17 protein-coding genes and 1 tRNA gene are annotated in these 18,381 nt (G+C 74.6%); 11 read left to right on the top strand and 7 right to left on the bottom strand.

Going from position 1 to position 18,381, the window contains the following annotated elements:
* Position 1 precedes the first annotated feature (1 nt).
* A complete protein-coding gene (locus ACQP6G_RS16650; protein ID WP_429765900.1) occupies positions 2-985 on the top strand; it encodes a phosphatase PAP2 family protein in 984 nt (327 codons plus the stop codon).
* 134 nt (positions 986-1,119) lie between these two features.
* Positions 1,120-3,873: a type I DNA topoisomerase gene (topA, locus tag ACQP6G_RS16645; protein WP_429765898.1), complete on the top strand. Its 2,754-nt coding sequence runs from the start codon at positions 1,120-1,122 to the stop codon at positions 3,871-3,873.
* 22 nt (positions 3,874-3,895) lie between these two features.
* Here the strand turns inward: topA and ACQP6G_RS16640 are convergent, their stop codons facing one another.
* Positions 3,896-4,102: a hypothetical protein gene (locus ACQP6G_RS16640; protein ID WP_429736341.1), complete on the bottom strand. Its 207-nt coding sequence runs from the start codon at positions 4,100-4,102 to the stop codon at positions 3,896-3,898.
* 72 nt (positions 4,103-4,174) lie between these two features.
* Between ACQP6G_RS16640 and ACQP6G_RS16635 the strand changes: the two genes are divergently transcribed.
* Both ACQP6G_RS16635 and ACQP6G_RS16630 read left to right on the top strand, forming a co-directional pair.
* A complete protein-coding gene (locus ACQP6G_RS16635) occupies positions 4,175-4,633 on the top strand; it encodes a MarR family winged helix-turn-helix transcriptional regulator (RefSeq protein WP_429765896.1) in 459 nt (152 codons plus the stop codon).
* Between the two features lie 109 nt (positions 4,634-4,742).
* Positions 4,743-5,804 (top strand): Gfo/Idh/MocA family protein, encoded by a 1,062-nt coding sequence (locus ACQP6G_RS16630; protein ID WP_429765895.1) that lies wholly within the window; start codon positions 4,743-4,745, stop codon positions 5,802-5,804.
* An 18-nt stretch (positions 5,805-5,822) separates the two neighbouring features.
* Here ACQP6G_RS16630 and ACQP6G_RS16625 read toward each other — a convergent pair whose 3' ends face one another.
* Positions 5,823-6,239, bottom strand: a complete 417-nt coding sequence (locus ACQP6G_RS16625; RefSeq protein ID WP_429765893.1) for a pyridoxamine 5'-phosphate oxidase family protein — start codon at positions 6,237-6,239, stop codon at positions 5,823-5,825.
* A 102-nt stretch (positions 6,240-6,341) separates the two neighbouring features.
* On the opposite strand from ACQP6G_RS16625, the gene tmk reads away from it, so the two are divergent.
* From tmk to ACQP6G_RS16600, 5 genes are all read left to right on the top strand, one after another.
* Positions 6,342-7,043 (top strand): dTMP kinase, encoded by a 702-nt coding sequence (gene tmk, locus ACQP6G_RS16620; protein WP_429765891.1) that lies wholly within the window; start codon positions 6,342-6,344, stop codon positions 7,041-7,043.
* A complete protein-coding gene (locus ACQP6G_RS16615; RefSeq protein ID WP_429765889.1) occupies positions 7,040-8,191 on the top strand; it encodes a DNA polymerase III subunit delta' in 1,152 nt (383 codons plus the stop codon). The genes tmk and ACQP6G_RS16615 overlap by 4 nt, the downstream gene beginning before the upstream one ends.
* Positions 8,192-8,299: 108 nt before the next feature.
* Positions 8,300-9,994: an enoyl-CoA hydratase-related protein gene (locus tag ACQP6G_RS16610; protein ID WP_429765887.1), complete on the top strand. Its 1,695-nt coding sequence runs from the start codon at positions 8,300-8,302 to the stop codon at positions 9,992-9,994.
* A complete protein-coding gene (locus ACQP6G_RS16605) occupies positions 9,991-10,575 on the top strand; it encodes a hypothetical protein (RefSeq protein WP_429765886.1) in 585 nt (194 codons plus the stop codon). Before ACQP6G_RS16610 ends, ACQP6G_RS16605 begins: the two co-directional genes overlap by 4 nt.
* 41 nt (positions 10,576-10,616) lie before the next feature.
* Positions 10,617-12,227, top strand: a complete 1,611-nt coding sequence (locus ACQP6G_RS16600) for an alpha/beta hydrolase (protein WP_429765884.1) — start codon at positions 10,617-10,619, stop codon at positions 12,225-12,227.
* Here ACQP6G_RS16600 and ACQP6G_RS16595 read toward each other — a convergent pair.
* Positions 12,182-13,108 carry a PrsW family glutamic-type intramembrane protease gene (locus ACQP6G_RS16595; RefSeq protein WP_429765882.1) on the bottom strand — a complete coding sequence of 309 codons (927 nt, stop codon included), beginning with the start codon at positions 13,106-13,108 and terminating at the stop codon, positions 12,182-12,184. The two genes, ACQP6G_RS16600 and ACQP6G_RS16595, sit on opposite strands and share 46 nt — an antisense overlap.
* Positions 13,109-13,234: 126 nt before the next feature.
* Between ACQP6G_RS16595 and ACQP6G_RS16590 the strand changes: the two genes are divergently transcribed.
* Together ACQP6G_RS16590 and ACQP6G_RS16585 are read left to right on the top strand one after the other, a co-directional pair.
* A tRNA-Thr gene (locus ACQP6G_RS16590) sits at positions 13,235-13,307 on the top strand.
* Positions 13,308-13,601: 294 nt separating this feature from the next.
* Positions 13,602-13,808, top strand: coding sequence for a hypothetical protein (locus ACQP6G_RS16585; protein ID WP_429765881.1), 207 nt, complete (start codon positions 13,602-13,604; stop codon positions 13,806-13,808).
* Between the two features lie 79 nt (positions 13,809-13,887).
* On the opposite strand, the gene ACQP6G_RS16580 is transcribed toward ACQP6G_RS16585, so the two are convergent.
* From ACQP6G_RS16580 to kdgD, 4 genes are all read right to left on the bottom strand, one after another.
* On the bottom strand, positions 13,888-14,229 hold the full coding sequence (locus tag ACQP6G_RS16580) for a hypothetical protein (RefSeq protein ID WP_429765880.1): 342 nt from the start codon (positions 14,227-14,229) through the stop codon (positions 13,888-13,890).
* Positions 14,230-14,335: 106 nt separating this feature from the next.
* On the bottom strand, positions 14,336-15,661 hold the full coding sequence (locus tag ACQP6G_RS16575) for an enolase C-terminal domain-like protein (protein ID WP_429765879.1): 1,326 nt from the start codon (positions 15,659-15,661) through the stop codon (positions 14,336-14,338).
* A complete protein-coding gene (locus ACQP6G_RS16570; RefSeq protein WP_429765877.1) occupies positions 15,658-17,283 on the bottom strand; it encodes an aldehyde dehydrogenase (NADP(+)) in 1,626 nt (541 codons plus the stop codon). Before ACQP6G_RS16570 ends, ACQP6G_RS16575 begins: the two co-directional genes overlap by 4 nt.
* A gap of 40 nt (positions 17,284-17,323) precedes the next feature.
* Complete coding sequence (kdgD, locus tag ACQP6G_RS16565) at positions 17,324-18,268, bottom strand: 5-dehydro-4-deoxyglucarate dehydratase (protein ID WP_429765876.1); 945 nt, start codon at positions 18,266-18,268, stop codon at positions 17,324-17,326.
* Between the last annotated feature and the right edge of the window lie 113 nt (positions 18,269-18,381).

Below are 18,381 nucleotides of genomic sequence, written 5' to 3'. Positions count from 1 at the left end.
CGTGCTCACGGAGACGCGCCCTCAGACGCCGCCGACCCCCTCGCAGGGGACGGCGGGCGTCGGTGCGCCGATCCTGCCGGTCGGCGCGTGGCGCGGACCGCGGGCCGTCCCGCAGGCGCGGACCGCGCCGCGGGTCGCGGCCGCGGTGGTCGCCGTCCTCGCCGCGCTCGGGGTGTGGCTCACCTGGCGGCTCTTCGTCGGCACCACGGCCGGCCAGCGGGTCGACGAGCTCGCGTTCCTCGGCGCCACGCACGGCCAGGGTCGCCTGTGGCGCGTCGCCGAGCCGGTGCTCGACGTCGTCTCCGTGGCCTTCGTCGTCGCGGGGGTCGGGGCGGCGATGCTCGTCGCCCTGGTGCGGCGCCGCTGGGCGCTGGCGCTGCAGGTCGCGGTGCTCGTGGGCGGTGCGAACGTCACCACGCAGGTGCTCAAGCACGGCGTCCTCGACAGGCCCGAGCTGCTGCCCGGGTGGACCGGGCCCAACACGTTGCCCAGCGGGCACACCACCGTCGCCGCGTCGGTGTCGGTCGCGCTGCTGCTCGTCACGCCGCGGGCCTGGCGACCGGTGGTCGCGATCCTCGGGGCCGCCTACACGGCGGCCACCGGCGTCTCGACGCTCGTGGGGCAGTGGCACCGCCCGTCGGACGTCGTCGCCGCGCTGCTCGTCGTCCTGGCGTGGGGGGCCGCCGTGTGCGCATTCACGCCCGCGTCGTCGACGGACGAGCCGCGCCGCCCGGGCGGGTCGTACGCGGCGCCCGCGTCGTACGTCGTCGCGGGCCTGCTGCTGGCCGCGTCGGCGGTCGGCGTCGTCGTCTCCGGGGGCACGCTGGTGGGGCTCGTCACGAACGGCGACCCGGTGCCCCTGTCGCCGGACCTCACCGCGTACGCGGCGGGCGCCCTGGGCGTGCTCGCGGTGACCGCGGCGGCGTTCGCGGCGCTGCTCGTGCTCCGCCAGCTCACCGCGCAGCCCCGCCGCACGTCTCGGTAGAGTGCCGCCCGGCGGCCGTGTCGGGGAAGTGACGAGCAGATGTCGTACCGTGACATGACCGGTCGGCCGGCCACCATCACCACCTCGGCAGCACGCCGCCCGCACCGCCGCAGCACCAGGGAAAGCAGGAACGGATGCCCCAGCCACGCAAGCTCGTGATCGTCGAGTCGCCCACCAAGGCCCGCAAGATCCAGGGCTACCTCGGTGACGACTTCGAGGTCGAGGCGAGCGTCGGGCACATCCGCGACCTGCCGCAGCCGCGCGACCTGCCGACGGACATGAAGAAGGGCCCGTACGGCAAGTTCGCCGTCGACGTCGACAACGGCTTCGACCCCTACTACGAGGTGCACGCGGACAAGAAGCAGAAGGTCCGCGAGCTGAAGAAGGCCCTCAAGGAGGCCGACGAGCTCTACCTCGCCACCGATGAGGACCGCGAGGGCGAGGCCATCGCCTGGCACCTCATCCAGGAGCTCAAGCCCAAGGTGCCGGTCAAGCGGATGGTGTTCCACGAGATCACCCGCGAGGCGATCCTGCGGGCGCTGGAGAACACCCGCGAGCTCGACGAGGACCTCGTCGACGCGCAGGAGACCCGCCGCATCCTCGACCGCCTGTACGGCTACGAGGTGTCGCCGGTGCTGTGGCGCAAGGTGCGCCAGGGCCTGTCCGCGGGCCGCGTGCAGTCCGTCGCGACGCGGCTCGTCGTGGAGCGGGAGCGCGAGCGCATGGCGTTCGTCCCCGCCGACTACTGGGACGTCACCGGGCAGTTCGCGCCGACCGAGGGCGACGACGCCGGGCAGGCGTTCCGCGCCCGCCTCACCGGCCTCGGGGCCGACCGCGTGGCGTCCGGCCGGGACTTCGACGACCGCGGCCGCCTCAAGGTGCGCACCGGTGTGGTCCAGCTCGACGAGGCGTCGGCGCGCGCCGTCGTCGCGGGCCTCGCGGACGCCGCCTTCGCCGTCCGGTCGCTCGAGACCAAGCCGTACTCCCGCAAGCCTGCCGCCCCCTTCACCACGTCGACGATGCAGCAGGAGGCCGGCCGCAAGCTCCGCATGAGCGCGCGCCAGGCGATGCGCACCGCGCAGGCGCTGTACGAGAACGGCTACATCACCTACATGCGGACCGACTCGCCGTCGCTGTCCGCGGAGGCGACCGACGCCGCGCGCCGGCAGGCGGCCGAGCTGTACGGCCCGGAGTACGTGCCGGGCGCCCCGCGCCTGTACGCCTCCAAGAACAAGGGCGCGCAGGAGGCGCACGAGGCGATCCGCCCCGCGGGCGACTCGTTCCGCACCCCCGCCCAGGTGGCCCGCGAGATCTCCGGCGACCAGTTCAAGCTGTACGAGCTGATCTGGAAGCGCACCGTGGCCTCGCAGATGGCCGACGCCAAGGGGTCGACGGCGTCCGTGCGCCTCGCGGCCTCGCTGGCCGACGCCGCGGGCGGGCTCGCGGGCCGCGACGCCGTGTTCTCGGCGTCCGGCACCGTCATCACCTTCCGCGGCTTCCTGGCCGCGTACGAGGAGGGCACGGACGTCGCCGAGGGCGACGGCGCCGGCGCGTCGGGCAAGGACGCGCGGCTGCCGCGCATGGCCGAGGGCGACCCGCTGCGCGGCGACGACCTCGCCGCCGAGGGGCACTCGACCACCCCGCCCGCCCGCTACACCGAGGCGTCGCTGGTCAAGGCGCTGGAGGAGCTCGGCATCGGCCGCCCCTCCACGTACGCGGCGACGATCTCGACGGTCCAGGACCGCGGCTACGTGCGCACCAAGGGCCAGGCGCTGGTGCCGACGTGGCTCGCGTTCGCCGTCGTGAGGCTGCTCGAGGAGCACTTCCGCTGGCTGGTCGACTACGACTTCACGGCCGAGATGGAGGCCGACCTCGACCAGATCGCGTCGGGCAGCCGCGACCGCGTGGCGTGGCTGACGCGGTTCTACTTCGGCGACGGCTCGGGCGACAGCACCGGCTGGGGCCTGCACGAGCTGGTGGAGAACCTCGGCGAGATCGACCCCGTGGCGATCAACTCGGTCGAGATCGGCGAGGGCATCCGCGTGCGCGTGGGCCGGTACGGCCCGTACGTCGAGGACCTGGGCGCCGAGGTGGCGGAGGGGGAGAACCCGCCGCGCGCGTCCATCCCCGACGACGTCGCCCCCGACGAGCTCACGGTGGCGAAGGCGCGCGAGCTCCTGGCCGCGGGCGCGGAGGACGGCAAGGTGCTCGGCACCGACCCGGTGTCCGGGACCGAGATCATCGCGAAGAACGGCCGCTACGGCCCGTACGTGACCGAGGTGCTCGACCTGCCGGAGATCGACCCGAACCTGTCGGCGGCGGCGCAGAAGAAGGCGAAGGCCGCTCAGCCGAAGCCGCGCACCGGGTCGCTGCTGAAGTCGATGACGCTCGAGACGGTGACGATCGACGACGCCCTGAAGATCCTGTCGCTGCCGCGCGTGGTCGGCACCGACCCGGAGTCGGGCGACGAGATCACCGCGCAGAACGGCCGCTACGGCCCGTACCTCAAGAAGGGCACGGACTCGCGGACCATCGCGTCGGAGGAGCAGCTCTTCACGATCACGCTGGACGAGGCGCTGAAGATCTACGCCGAGCCCAAGCGCGGCCGGGGCGCCCGCGCGGCCACCCCGCCGCTGCGCGAGCTGGGCGACGACCCGACGAGCGGCAAGCCGATCGTGGTCAAGGACGGCCGCTTCGGCGCGTACGTCACCGACGGCGAGACCAACCGGACGCTGCCTCGCGACCTGACACCCGAGAGCATCACGCCCGAGCGGGCGATCGAGCTCCTGGCGGAGAAGCGGGCCGCCGGCCCGGCCAAGAAGCGCACGACGACGCGCAAGCCGGCCGCGAAGAAGCCCGCGGCGAAGAAGTCCACCGCCAAGAAGTAGCGCCCCGCCACGAGGGCGGGGGTCAGTCCTTGCGCTCGACGAGGTACACGTGGCCGTCGGGGCGCGTGACGCGCTGCAGCGAGCTGCGGAGCGCGGCGTCCCGGGCCAGGTCCTCCGCGCTGGGCGGGATCGGCGGCGTGCGCCGGATGGACGCGGGCCCGAAGAACCGCAGCAGGCTCTCCGTGACCTTCATGCCCCAGGTCCGGTCGTCGTCCTCGCGGCGTGCCATGACACTCCCTCGTAAAACTTGGTGCGCCAACCATTGGTGCGCCAACTATATGTCGAACCGTAGGGTGGGCGCATGGACCTGCCCGCCGACCCGCTGCGCCTCGAGGCGCAGGTGTGCTTCTCGCTCTCCGCGGCCGCCCGGGCGATGGTGTCGATCTACCGCCCGATCCTCGAGCCGCTGGGTCTCACCCACCCGCAGTACCTCGTGATGCTCGGGCTGTGGCAGGACGACCGCGCCGGCGCGACGACGACGGTCACCGGGCTGAGCGCGCGGCTCCTGCTCGACCCGGGCACCCTCTCGCCGCTGCTCAAGCGGCTGGAGCGCCAGGGGCTGCTGGAGCGGCGCCGCGGCTCCGGCGACGCGCGCGTCGTCGAGCTGCACCTCACCACCCCCGGCCGCGCGCTGCGGGACCGGGCGGAGGAGGTGCCGGCGAAGGTGGTCGCGGCGAGCGGGCTGAGCCTGGTCGAGCTGGAGCAGGTGCGCGACGTCGCGAACCGGGTGGTCGCGGCGTCGCTCGGCGCCCCCGCATGAGATCGAGACGCCCCGCCGAGGTCGAGGCGGGAGGCTCGAGGTCGAAGTCCGTGACATCGACTTCGAGCGCTCGCCTCGACCTCGCGCCCCGGCGGGTACCGTGTCGGCCATGACCGACGTCACACCCGCCTCGTTCGCGCCCGGCCTCACCACCGACGACCTCGCCGGGACGGTGCCCGACCCGCGGACCGCGCCGGCCGTGCGCTGGGGCGTGCTCGGTGCCGGCAACATCGCCGGGTCGTTCTCCGACGGTGTCCGGCAGCACACGGCGGCGGCCGTCGTCGCGGTGGGCTCGCGCGACGTCGCCAAGGCGGAGGCGTTCGCCGCCGCGCACGCCCCGGGCGCCCGGGCGCACGGCGACTACGACGCCCTGGTGACCGACCCCGACGTCGACGTCGTGTACGTCGCGACGCCGCACTCGCACCACCACGAGCACGCGCTGCTGGCGATCCGCGCGGGCAAGCACGTGCTCGTCGAGAAGGCCTTCACCCAGGACGCGGCGCAGGCGCGCGAGGTGCTCGACGCCGCCCGCGAGGCCGGCGTCTTCGTCATGGAGGCGATGTGGACGCGGTTCCTGCCGCACGTCGCGGCGCTGCGGGGCGTGATCGCGCGCGGCGAGATCGGCCGCGTCGTCGGCGTGATCGCCGACCACGGCCAGCAGTTCCCCTTCGACCCGGCCCACCGGCTCTACGCGCCCGGGCTGGCCGGCGGCGCGCTGCTGGACCTCGGCGTCTACCCCGTCTCCTTCGCGCAGGACCTGCTCGGCGCGCCCGAGACCGTGACCGCCGTCGGCGCGCTCACCGAGACGGGCGTCGACGGCCAGATCGGCATGGTGCTCGGCTACCCCGGCGGCACGCAGGCCACGCTGTCCACCACGCTGTGGGCGCGCACCGCCAACACGGCCGTGATCTCGGGCACCGAGGGGCGCATCGAGGTGGCGCGCACGTTCTACGCGCCCACCTCGTTCACCGTCGAGAGGCACGACGGCGCCACCTGGGCGTACGACGGCTTCCGCGGCGAGGGCAAGCAGTACCAGGCGGCCGAGGTGGCCCGCCGGATCGCGGCGGGGGACGTCGAGAGCCCGCGCATGTCGTGGGACGGCACGCTCGAGGTCATGCGCACCATGGACGACGTCCGTCGCCAGGTGGGCGTCGTCTACCCGGGGGAGTGACCGGGGGGCTCGCGCCCGTCAGCGCAGGTCGCCCGGCACCAGACGGCGGCCGGAGACCTCGCTCGGCGTGATGCGGACCCAGATGGTCTTGCCGTCCTCGAGGTAGCTGACGAGTCCGGTCGCGCGGGCCTCCTCCAGGTCCTCCTCCCGCTCGAGGACCTGCGCGCGGCCCTTGACCACGACGCTCCACGCCCCGTCGTCGCCGATCTCGTCGGCCTCGAACGCGACGCGGGGGCTGATCGTCACCTCGGCGAGCTTGGTGCCGGGCTGGGTGCGCAGGAAGATGCGCTGGCCGGCGACCGCGAAGCTCACGGGGAAGATCTCGGGCTCGCCGGCCACCGACGTGGCCAGCCGGCCGGTCTTCTGCCCGGCGAGCAGCGCCCAGCACTCTTCCTCGCTGAGCACGGTCTGGGAGGGTTGCGGCTGGGTGGACATCGAACCTCCTGCGTGTCGAGGGATCACTGCCATCGTGCCCCCGCACCGAGCCGGGCGCTACGGCGGGCGGCGGTGTCGTCGGTCACGGCTAGGGTGTCGGGAGTGAGCAGCGCACCCGGGTACTTCGTCTCGTTCGAGGGCGGCGACGGCGCCGGCAAGACCACGCACGTGCGCCTGCTGGGCGACTGGCTGCACGAGGTCACCGGCCGTGAGGTGGTCGTGACGCGCGAGCCGGGCGGCACGGACCTGGGGGCCACGCTGCGCCGGGAGGTGCTGCACGGCGAGGACCTGGACCCGCGCACGGAGGCCCTGCTGTACGCGGCGGACCGCGCCCACCACGTCGCCACGGTGGTGCGGCCGGCGCTCGGGCGCGGGGCCGTCGTGGTGACCGACCGCTACCTCGACTCCTCGGTGGCGTACCAGGCCGGAGGCCGGGAGCTGTCGGAGGAGGAGATCGAGGCGCTCTCCCTGTGGGCCACGGCCGACCTGCTCCCCGACGTCACCGTGCTGCTGGACCTCGACCCGCTGGTCGGGGCCGCCCGGTTGTCGGGCGAGCCGGACCGGCTGGAGAGCGCGGGGGACGAGTTCCACCGCCGCACCCGCGACACGTTCCTGCGCCGGGCCGCCGCCGACCCCGAGCGCTGGGTCGTGGTGGACGCCTCGGCGAGCCTGGACGACGTGCAGGCGCAGGTGCGCGTCGACGTCGCCGCCCGGCTCGACCTCACGCCCGTGGTCGAGGAGGCCGCGGCCGCGCAGGACGCCGACCGGGACACGCAGAGCTCGGCCGGGGAGGGGCGCGAGTGAGCGTGTGGGACGACGTCGTCGGGCAGCCGGACGCCGTCGCCACCCTGCTCCGCGCGGCCACGGACCCGGCCGCGATGACGCACGCGTGGCTGCTCACCGGCCCGCCCGGCTCGGGCCGGTCGGTCGCGGCCCGTGCGTTCGCCGCGGCGTTGCAGTGCACCGGTACGGACGGCGAGACCGGCGGCTGCGGGAGGTGTCACGCCTGCACGACGACGCTCGCCGGCACGCACCCCGACCTCACGGTCGTGGCCACCGACAAGGTCGTCATCACCATCGACGAGGTGCGCGACCTCATCATGACCGCGGCGCGGACGCCGTCGTCCGGCCGGTACCGCGTGATCGTCGTCGAGGACGCGGACCGGATGGCCGAGCGCACCACGAACGTGCTGCTCAAGGCGATCGAGGAACCCCCGCCGCACACCGTCTGGGTGCTGTGCGCCCCGAGCGCGCAGGACGTGCTGCCCACCATCCGCTCCCGCTGCCGTGGCGTCGTGCTGCGGGTGCCGCCGGCCCGGGACGTGGCGGACCTGCTGGTGCGCCGCGACGGCGTCGACCCGGCGGTCGCGCTCACGGCCGCCCGCGCCGCGCAGTCGCACGTCGGGCTGGCGCGGCGCCTCGCCCGCGACGCCGACGCGCGCGAGCGCCGTGACGCCGTCCTCCAGATCGCGCGGCGCATCCGCGGCGTCGGGGACGCCGTCCTCGCGGCGGGGGAGCTCGTGGACGTCGCGAAGGCCGAGGCCGTGGCGGCCACCGCCGAGCGCGACGCCGTCGAGAAGGCGGAGCTGATGCGCGCCCTCGGCGTGCAGGACGGCGACACCCTGCCGCCCCGGCTGCGCTCGCAGCTCAAGCAGCTCGAGGACGACCAGAAGCGGCGCGCCACGCGTCGGCAGCGCGACGTGCTCGACCGGTCGATGGTGGACCTGCTGTCCCTGTACCGGGACGTGCTCGTGGTGCAGCTGGGCGCCACGGTCGAGCTCGTGAACGCCGAGCACGACGGCGCCGTGCGCGCGCTCGCGGCGGACTCGACGCCCGAGCAGACGATCCGCCGGATGGACGCGATCGGCGTCGCCCGCGAGCGGCTCGAGGGCAACGTGGCGCCGCTCCTGGCGCTCGAGGCGATGGCCGTCGCGCTCCGCCCCCAGGGCTGACCACCCCGCGCGTGTCCCTGCGGCGACAGTTGCCTCATCACCCCTTCATGCGGTGAGGTGTTCCGCGGCGGGGGCCATGGTGGCCCCGCGACCAGACTGGGGGTTGGCATGAGGATCCTGCTGCTCGTCTCGGCGTTCAACGGGCTCACGCAGCGCGTGTGGGGGCACCTGGCGGACCGGGGCCACGACGTGGGCGTCGAGCTGGCGCCGGCGTTCGGCTCGCCGGAGGAGCTGACGGCGCGGGTCGAGGAGATCGGCCCGGACCTGGTCCTCGCGCCCTTCCTCAAGCACCGCGTGCCCGAGGACGTGTGGCGGCGGTGGACCACGGTCGTCGTGCACCCGGGCCCCGTGGGGGACCGCGGCCCCTCCTCCCTGGACCACGCGATCCTCGACGGCCGCGACCGCTGGGGCGTGACCGCCCTGTCCACGGTGGAGGAGATGGACGCCGGCCCCGTGTGGGCGACGTCGACGTTCGCGCTGCCCACGGGTCAGCAGGCGCCGATCGCCAAGAGCGCCCTGTACAACGGGCTCGTGGCGGACGCCGCGCTCGCGTGCGTCGAGGAGGTGCTGCGCAAGGTCGCGGCGGGGGAGGAGCCGACGCCCGCCGACCGCCTCGAGCGGGAGGTGCCGGGCACCGGCGAGCTGCCGCTGCTGCGCCGGGCCGCGTTCGAGCTCGACCTGTCCCGCCCCGCCGCCGAGCTGGCGCGCACGATCGCCGCGGCCGACGGCGCGCCCGGCGCCCCCGCGACGCTGCGGGGCGCGCGCTTCTGCCTGTTCGACGCCGTGGCCGTCCCCGAGCCGGTGGACCCGCTGGCCGCCCCCGGCACGGTGGTGGGGCGCGACGAGGACGCCGTGGCGATCGCCACCGGTGACGGCACGCTGTGGGTCGGGTACGCCGCGACCCTGGCCGAGAAGCGCGGCACCAAGCTGCCCGCGTCGTGGGTGCTCGACGTCGCCGGGGTGCCCTTCCGCCCGGCGCCGGCCGCCCTCGCGGAGTCCGTGTACGAGCGCGACGGCGACGTCGGCTACCTCACGATCCGGTCGTACAGCGGCGCCATGCACACCGCCCAGTGCCGCCGGCTGACCACGGCCGTGGAGAAGGCGCTCACGGAGGACACCCGGGTGCTGGTGGTGCGCGGCACCGAGCACGCGTTCTCCAACGGCATCCACCTGGGCGCGATCGAGGCGGCCGCCGACCCGGCCGCGGAGGCGTGGGCCAACATCCGCGCCATCGACGACCTGTGCGAGGCGATCGCCTCGGCCGACCAGCTCACCGTGGCCGCGTTCACCGCGAACGCCGGGGCCGGCGGCGTGATGGCGGGCCTGTGCGCGGACGTCGTCGTCGCGCGCGACGGCGTGGTGCTCAACCCCTACTACGACATGGGGATCTTCGGCTCCGAGCTGCACACGTGGACCGTCGCGTCCCGGCTCGGCGAGGTCGACGCCGACCGGCTGCTCAGCGACAAGCTGCCGGTGTCGGTCGCGGAGGCGGCGCGGACCGGCCTGGTGGACGCCGTGGGCCCGCGCGACCCGGCGCGGTTCGCCGGGTGGCTGGCCGATCGCGCCGCCGCGCTGGCGACGCCGGAGGGCCGCGCGGAGGCCGCCGCGGCCGCCCAGGTGCGTGCACCCCGTCGCCCGCTGTCGTACTACCGGACCATCGAGCTCGCCGAGATGGCGCGGGACATCTTCGACGACCGGCGCGGCTTCGCGGCCAAGCGGCGGGACTTCCTGCGCAAGGCGGCCCCGCAGGAGACGCCGGAGCGGTTGCGTTTCACGGACGTCCGCGAGACGGTCGCCCCGTGACGGCTCGCCCCCTCCGCGCTCTCCGCGGCCCGCTGCTGGCGGGCGCCGCGGCCGCTCTCGCCGTGCTCGTGACGGCCTGCGCGTCCGGTGGTTCGCCGGGAAGCGGGCCGACGTCCGGGTCGCCCGCCCCGGCGTCGCCGTCGTCGAGCCCGTCGCCCAGCCCGTCCGTCAGCCCGGCACCGTCCGACGGCGCGGCCGCGCCGGCGCCCGGGGAGCACGCGCGCGGCCTGCCCGAGGGCGCGGAGGGGACGTTCGACAGCCCCGCCGGCGTCGCCTGGTCGCCCACGCCCGGCGTGCTGCTGGTCGTGACGTACGGGTCGAGCACGTGCCCGCGCCTGGCCGAGGCCGAGGCCGGCTGGGACGACGCGCACGAGGCGGTCGTCGTCGGCATGGTCGAGCCGGAGCCGGGCCCGTGCACGATGGACTACGCCCCGACGACGAGCGCCGTCGCCGTCCCGCCGGACGCCGACGCGGGGACGCCCGTGACCGTGCGCCTCGGCGACCTGGGCGAGGTCGAGGTGTCGCCGCGTGCGAAGGACGCCACCGCGGGCCCGGTGGCCTGGGTCCCGGCCGCGGGCTGAGCGCGTCGGGGCAGGGTCTGCGGCGACGGTAGGTTGGGCGAGTGATCTCCGACGAGCGCCGCCCGACCGCCCGCCGCACCACCCCCCGCCCGAGCCTCCGCCGCACGAGGCGTCTTCGTTCCGCCGTGCGTGGCCTGTCCGTCGTCGTCGCCGGGGCGGTGCTGCTCGCCGGGTGCACGGCGCCCGCCAAGGAGCAGTCGCCGGTGGGCTCGGCCTCCGGCCCGGCGGCGTCGCAGGCGCCGGACGGGTTCGAGCAGTACTACGGGCAGGCGCTCGAGTGGGAGGACTGCGAGGACGGCCTGCAGTGCGCGACGGCGTCGGCTCCGCTCTCCTGGCAGGACGCGGACGCGGGCAGCATCGAGCTGTCCCTGGTGCGCAACCCGGCGGACGGCAAGGACCCGGAGGGCTCGCTCCTGGTGAACCCCGGCGGGCCGGGCGCGTCGGGCGTCGACTTCGTGCAGAGCGACGCCCAGTCCGACGGGTCGATCTTCGGCAAGCGGCTGCAGGACGCGTTCGACATCGTCGGCTTCGACCCGCGCGGCGTGCAGCGCTCCACGCCCGTGGCGTGCTTCGACGACGCCCGCAAGGGCGAGTCGTTGGCCAAGGACTTCGACCGCAGCACCGACGCCGGGCTGCAGGCGATGCAGGAGGAGTACGAGGCGTGGAACGCCGCGTGCGCCGAGAACTCGGGCGAGGTGCTCGGCCACGTGGACACGCAGAGCGCAGCGCGCGACATGGACATGCTGCGCGCGGTGCTCGGCGACGACGCCCTGAACTACCTCGGGTTCTCCTACGGCACCCAGCTCGGCGCGACGTACGCAGGGCTGTTCCCGGACCGCGCCGGCCGCCTCGTGCTCGACGGCGCGATCGACACCACGCTCAGCTCGGAGGAGATCTCCCACGGGCAGGCCGTCGGCTTCGAGAACGCCCTGCGGGCGTACGTGCAGGACTGCCAGGCGGGCGCGAGCTGTCCGCTCACCGGTGCGGTGGACGACGGCATGCGGCAGATCCGGCAGGTGCTGGACCATGCCTACGAGCGGCCGTACGAGACGTCGAGCTCCGGCCGCACGGTCACGCAGAGCCTCGCGTTCTACGGCATCGCCGTCACCCTCTACAACCAGGGCAGCTGGCCCGCGCTCACCCAGGCCCTGGACGAGGCGATCAACCAGGGCACGGGCAACGCGCTGCTCTACCTCTCCGACCAGTACTTCGACCGGAACGCGGACGGGAGCTACGCCACCAACTCGGAGGAGGCGATGCGCGCCGTGAGCTGCCTCGACGACCGGGCCACCACGGACGTCGAGCAGATGCGGGCGGACGCCGCCGCCATCGAGAAGGACGCGCCGACGATGGGCTCGTTCTTCGGCTACGGCGGGCTGACCTGCGCCGGCGCGGAGTACCCGCAGGTGAAGCAGGAGTTCGACCTGCACGCGAAGGGTGCCGCGCCGATCCTCGTCGTCGGCACCACCAACGACCCTGCCACCCCGTACGTCTGGGCCGAGGGCCTGGCGAGCACCCTCGACTCCGGGGTGCTGCTCACCTACGAGGGCGAGGGGCACACGGCGTACCAGCCGTCCCGGACGTGCGTGGCCGACGCCGTCGAGTCCTACCTCGTGGACGGCGAGGTGCCGGCCGACGGCGCGACCTGCTGAGCGCCCGTGCGCGACCAGTGCCGCAGGGCCAGCACGCCCAGCGCGGAGATGACGACCAGCCCGACCACGTAGAACACGGTCGACCAGGTGGAGGCGTTGTCGGCCGCGGCGGGCAGCAGCTGGCCGTACGCGAGCTCGTAGTGCACCCCGCCGGTGACCTTGATCGCGAGGTACGCGGAGATGAAGCCCATCGAGTCCCACAGGGCGTGCAGCGCGACCACGGTGAGGTAGGCGAGCAGCACGCCGCCGGTGAACCGGTACCTGCCGGCGGCCGACGCCGCGCCGAAGATCGCCGCGCCCAGGATCGCCGTCCAGAGGACGTGGCCCACCGGCGTCAGCAGGCCGCGGACCGCCTCCGTCTGCAGCAGGGAGTTCAGGTCGATCTGGCCCAGGCGGGTGAGGCTCGCGTTGAAGGCGTAGCCCGCGGACTCGAAGGCCGCGAACCCGGCGCCGACCGTCGCGCCGAGCAGCGCTCCCGTGAGCCCGGTCTTGTGCGCCACCCGGGCGCCGACCACCAGGAACACCGCGATCTTCACGGCCTCCTCGATCGCGCCCACGCCCACGTAGATCCACACCGAGGGCGACAGGTGCGACTCCAGGATCGACGCGCCCAGCACGCCGAAGATGCCGCCGAAGAAGAACGCGCCCAGCAGCAGCATGATGTCGATCGAGCCGTGGGCCTTCTCGACGACGAACAGCACCACGCTGAACGGGACGAGGAAGCTGCCGAGCAGGATCACCGTCGGGATGAGGTTCGAGTTCTGCGTGCTGAACGTCACGGCGGCGGTGACGGCCCACAGCAGGATGCCGAGGACGAGGGTCTTCCACCACCACCCTCGGCCTGTGGTGATGACGGTGCTCTGCGACGTCGTGGGCTGCATGGGCACGAGTATGCGGAGGTCAGCGCGTGCTGTCGCGCGGAACCGGCCGGCCGTTTTGGAGCCGGGCCCGGGCGTCAGGTACTGTAGGCGCGCTCGTTGATCCGGTTCCGTACCGGCGCACGGCACGCCGCCTTAGCTCAGTCGGTAGAGCGATTCACTCGTAATGAATAGGTCATCAGTTCGATTCTGATAGGCGGCTCAGGTCACGAAGGCCCGGAACCTCGCGGTTCCGGGCCTTCGTCGTCCCGTCACGCGCGGGATGGCGGCGCTCGTCGTGCCGCTGTTCCTCCCGTCGAGGACGCCGAGGTGGAGGCCCCGCTCGGTCGTGAAGGTGCGAGCACCGGGTCGGCCAGGTCGTCCCGCCCCCTGTCCTGCGGCGTCGTCCGATCCCTCCTGATGCGGTCCCGATCCCCCGCCATGAATCGAGACTCGCTGAGTCACGGTCGAACCTGGCCAGGGTGCGGGCATCGCGGCCCGGAGCGACGGTAGGAGCATGGCCACGGTGAAATTCGTGGCGTCGACCAGGTGCCTGGTGTGCGGTCAGGGGATCGCGGTGGCGGTGGTGCATGCGGAGCCCGGCTCCAGCAGCGCCGCCAGCCACACGATCATCGCCAACACCGGGTGGCACCTCCCGTGCAGGGGGCACGAGGACGTGGTGGAGGAGCTCTCCGCCCAGTGTCCCGAGTGCGAGGACCGCTGACCGCGGACCCGCGCGAGGGGATCGACGCAACCGGCGGCGCGACGCAGATGTCGTGCCGCGGGGCGCGGCCGTGCCAGGGTCAGGGCGTCCCGTGCGACGACGTCGGACGGTAGGCCGTGCCGAGGCCGCCGGAGAGGGTGGCGAACAGGCCGGCGACGGCGCCGCCGACGGCGGTGACGGTCTGCGCGGCGTCCGGCGCCACGGCGGCGGTGATGGTGGACGCGGCGGTGGCGAGCGCGCCGACGACGAGCGCGACGACGTACGCGTAGGTGCGCAGCCGGGGCGACACCGTGGCGTGCCCGGTCCCGCCCGAGACCACGGGCGCGGGCGGCGCGGACGTGGGGACGGGCGCCGGGACGGGGGCCGACGACGCCGGGGCGGCCGTCGTCGCGGCGGTGGCGGATGCGTCGATCGCGGACATCGGAGGGCTCCTCGGTGGTGCGTCGGGCCGGGCGCACCGGCCCCTGCTTGGAACGACGCGCGCGACGGCCGTCTGATACCCCACCGGAACGAGCAGGGCGAGACCCCTACCGCACGAGGCAGGGCCGCTTCGGGTCGAACTCCCAGCCCGGCACGAGGTACTGCATCGCGACGGCGTCGTCCCGCGAGCCCAGCCGGTGCTCGCGGTACAGCTCGTGCGCCTCGGCCAGGCGGTCGGGGTCGAGCTCGACGCCGAGCCCGGGGGTGGTCGGCACCCGGATCTCGCCGTCGACGATGCGCAGCGGGTCGGTGGTGAGGCCCTGGCCGTCCTGCCAGATCCAGTGGGTGTCGAGCGCGGTGATCTCGCCGGGCGCCGCGGCGCCCACGTGCGTGAACATGGCCAGCGAGACGTCGAAGTGGTTGTTGGAGTGCGAGCCCCACGTGAGGCCGAGCTCGTGGCACAGCTGCGCGACGCGGACGGACCCGGCCATGGTCCAGAAGTGCGGGTCGGCGAGCGGGATGTCGACGGCGTCGGACCGGATCGCGTGCCCCAGCTCGCGCCAGTCGGTGGCGATCATGTTGGTCGCCGTCGACAGCCCGGTGGCGCGCCGGAACTCGGCCATCACCTCGCGGCCGGAGAACCGGCCCTCGGCGCCGCACGGGTCCTCGGCGTACGCGACGACGCCCCGCATCCGGCGCCCGAGCCGGACGGCGTCGTCCAGCAGCCAGCCGCCGTTCGGGTCGAGCGTGATCCGGGCGTCGGGGAACCGCTCCTTGAGCGCGACGACGGCGTCGACCTCCGCGTCGCCGGCCTGCACGCCGCCCTTGAGCTTGAAGTCGCGGAAGCCGTAGCGCCCCCGCGCGGCCTCGGCGAGCCGCACGACGGCGTCGGGCGTCGTGGCGGCCTCGCGGCGCAGCCGGGACCAGGCGTCGGGCCCGTCGGGCTCGCGCAGGTAGGGCAGGTCGGTGGCGTCCGGGTCGCCCACGTAGAACAGGTAGCCGAGCATCGGGACGGCGTCGCGCTGCTGCCCCTCGCCGAGCAGCTCGGCCACCGGGACGCCGAGGGCCTGCCCGTGCAGGTCGAGCAGGGCGGACTCCAGCCCGGTGACGGCGTGCACGGTGGTGCGCAGGTCGAAGGTCTGGTTCCCGCGCCCGCCCGCGTCCCGGCCGGCGAACCTGGCCGAGACGCCACGCAGCACGGACCGGAACCGTGCGACCGGCCGGCCGACGACGAGGGCCGCGGCCTCCTCGACCGTCGCGCGGATCTTCTCGCCGCCCGGCACCTCGCCCAGCCCGGTCCGGCCCTCGGAGTCCTCGACGACCACGACGTTGCGGGTGAAGAACGGCGCGTGCGCGCCGGACAGGTTGAGCAGCATGGAGTCGTGCCCCGCGACGGGCACGACCTGCACGCGGGCGACGGTCGGGGCGCTCATCGGACCTCCTCCGCACCGGCGGCGGGCCGGAGCACGCCGTCGACGCGGCGCGTCAGGCGCCACGGGTTGTCAGGCCGTACGGGCTCCGGCAGCAGGAACTCCGGCAGGTCCTGGTAGGCGACGGGCCGCAGGAACCGCTCGATCGCCAGCGTCCCGACGGATGTCGTGCGCCCGTCCGAGGTCGCGGGGAAGGGGCCGCCGTGCACCATCGCATGGCCCACCTCGACGCCCGTGGGCCAGCCGTTCGCGAGGATCCGCCCGGCCGTGCGCTCCAGCGCGGGCAGCAGTCGGACGGCGGTGGCGCGGTCGGCCTCGGTGAGGTGCAGGGTCGCGGTGAGCTGCCCCTCCAGGCGGCCGACGGCGGCGAGCAGCTCGTCGTCGTCGCCGTACCGGACGACCAGGGACGCGGCGCCGAAGATCTCGTCCTCCAGCACCGGGTTGGCGAGGAAGGTGGCGACGTCGGCGACGAAGACGGACGGCGCGGGCGCGTTGCGCGTGGCGCCCGGGGCGCCGGTACCGGCGACGGCGACGCCGTCCTGCGCGGCGAGGGCGTCCACGCCGTCCTGCCACGCCCGCGCGATGCCGGCGGTGAGCATGGTCTGCCCGGCGGCGGCCTCGGCGGCCCGGCGGACGGCGTCGACGAACGCGTCGCCGTGCGCGGAGCGCGGCACGAGGACGATGCCGGGTGCCGTGCAGAGCTGGCCGGACGACCCGGTCACCGACGCCAGGTACGCCGCGGCGAGGGCGTCGACGTCGGCGCCTCCGTCCGGGTCGAGCGCGCCAGGCAGCACGATCACGGGGTTGACCGAGCTCATCTCGGCGTAGACGGGGATCGGCACGGGGCGGGAGGCGGCCGCGGCGACGAGCGCGAGACCGCCGGAGCGGGAGCCGGTGAACCCGACGGCCCGGACCACGGGGTCGCTCACGAGCGCCCGGCCCACCTGCGCGCCCGGGCCGTAGACCAGGGAGAAGACGCCGGGGTGCAGCCCCTCGGCGGCGACGGCGTCGGCGACGGCGCGGCCCACCAGCTCGCCGGTGCCCGGGTGCGCGCCGTGCGCCTTGACGATCACCGGGCAGCCCGCGGCCAGCGCCGAGGCCGTGTCCCCGCCGGCGACGGAGAACGCGAGCGGGAAGTTGCTGGCGCCGAACACGGCGACCGGGCCCACGGGGACCTGGCGCTGGCGGATGTCGGCTCGCGGCAGGGGCGTGCGGTCCGGCCGGGCCGGGTCGACGCGGACGCCGCGGTGGTCGCCCTGGCGCACGACGGCGGCGAACAGGCGCAGCTGCCCCGTGGTGCGGGCGAGCTCGCCCGTCAGCCGGGCCTCGGGCAGGCCGGTCTCCCGCATCGCCCGCGCGACGATCGCAGGGCCGGCGGCCTCCAGGTTCTCGGCGACGCGGTCGAGGAAGCGGGCGTGCGGCTCGGGGGCGAGCGCGGAGAAGGACGCGACGGCCTCCTCCGCGGCGGCCGTGGCGTGCGCGAGCTGGTCGACGGAGAGGAGCGAGTAGGCGGGCTCCAGCGCCTCGTCGGTGGCGGGGTCGTGGGCGACGGCCGTGCCGGCGGCGCCGACCAGCGGCTCCCCGGCGACGATCGAGTGCCCGGCGAGGACGGCGGTGACGGTCATGGGGTCCCTCCAGGGGTGCGCGGGTGGCGGGAGTCGGCGGTCAGCGGGCGAGGACGACGTCGGTCGGGCGGACGCCGGCGGCGTCGACGAGGGCGCGCAGGTCGTCGACGTCACGCTCGGTGAGGTCCTGCAGCGGGGGACGGACGCTGCCGAGGTCGCGCCCGACGGCCCGCAGGCCGCCCTTGACGATCGAGACGCCGTACCCCTTGGCCCGGTCGCGGATGTCGAGGTAGGGCAGCACGAAGCGCGTGAGCTTCTCGGTGACGGCGGCGCGGTCGAGGTTCCGCACGTCGCGGTAGAACTCGAGCGCGAACTCGGGCACGAAGTTGTACATCGCCGAGGAGTAGGTGCTCATGCCGAGCTGCAGCAGCGGCAGCGCGAACGTCTCCGCGGTGGGCAGGCCACCGAGGTAGAAGAGGCGGTCGCCGTTGGTGGCGACCACGCGCGTGAGCTGCTCGATGTCGCCGAGGGCGTCCTTGAAGCCGATGAAGTTCGGGTGCCGGTCGGCGAGCCGGGCGACGGTCTGCGCGGAGTACACGGCGTTGGCGCGGTTGTAGACGATGACGCCGACGCTCGTCGCGGCGCACACCGCGGAGGCGTGCTCGAGCAGGCCGTCCTGGTCGCAGTCGGTGAGGTACGGGGGCAGCAGCAGGACGCCCTCGGCGCCTGCCTCCTCGGCCGCCCGCGCGTTCTCGACGGCCTGGGCCGTGTTGCCGGCGGCGCTGCCGAGTACCGGCGTCGCGCCGTCGGCCGCCTCGACGGCGAGCTCCACGACGCGCGCGGTCTCGGCCGGCGTGAGGCTGAAGCCCTCGCCCGTGCCGCCGGCGGCGAAGAGCCCGCCGATCCCGAAGCTCGTCTGCCACGCGATGTGCTCGGCGTACCGGGCCGCGTCGACCTCGCCGTCCGCGGCGAACGGGGTGACGGGGAACGACAGCAGGCCCTCCTTGAGGGTGGCGGCGAGCTCCGAGGGTGAGTACGTGGCCACGATGGCCCCTCCTGGTGACAGACGTCGGCGGTGACAGTTCGTCGGACAACCTAAGAAGGGTTCACGATGCCTGTCCAAGCCCGGAATGGCATCGGTTCATGCCGTGCGGGTAT

It is taken from the genome of Isoptericola nanjingensis, from assembly GCF_050311635.1.
Taxonomy (GTDB): Bacteria; Actinomycetota; Actinomycetes; order Actinomycetales; family Cellulomonadaceae; genus Isoptericola; species Isoptericola nanjingensis.
Note: the sequence above shows the minus strand (reverse complement) of the source record. Positions and strands in the feature narration are given on the sequence as shown.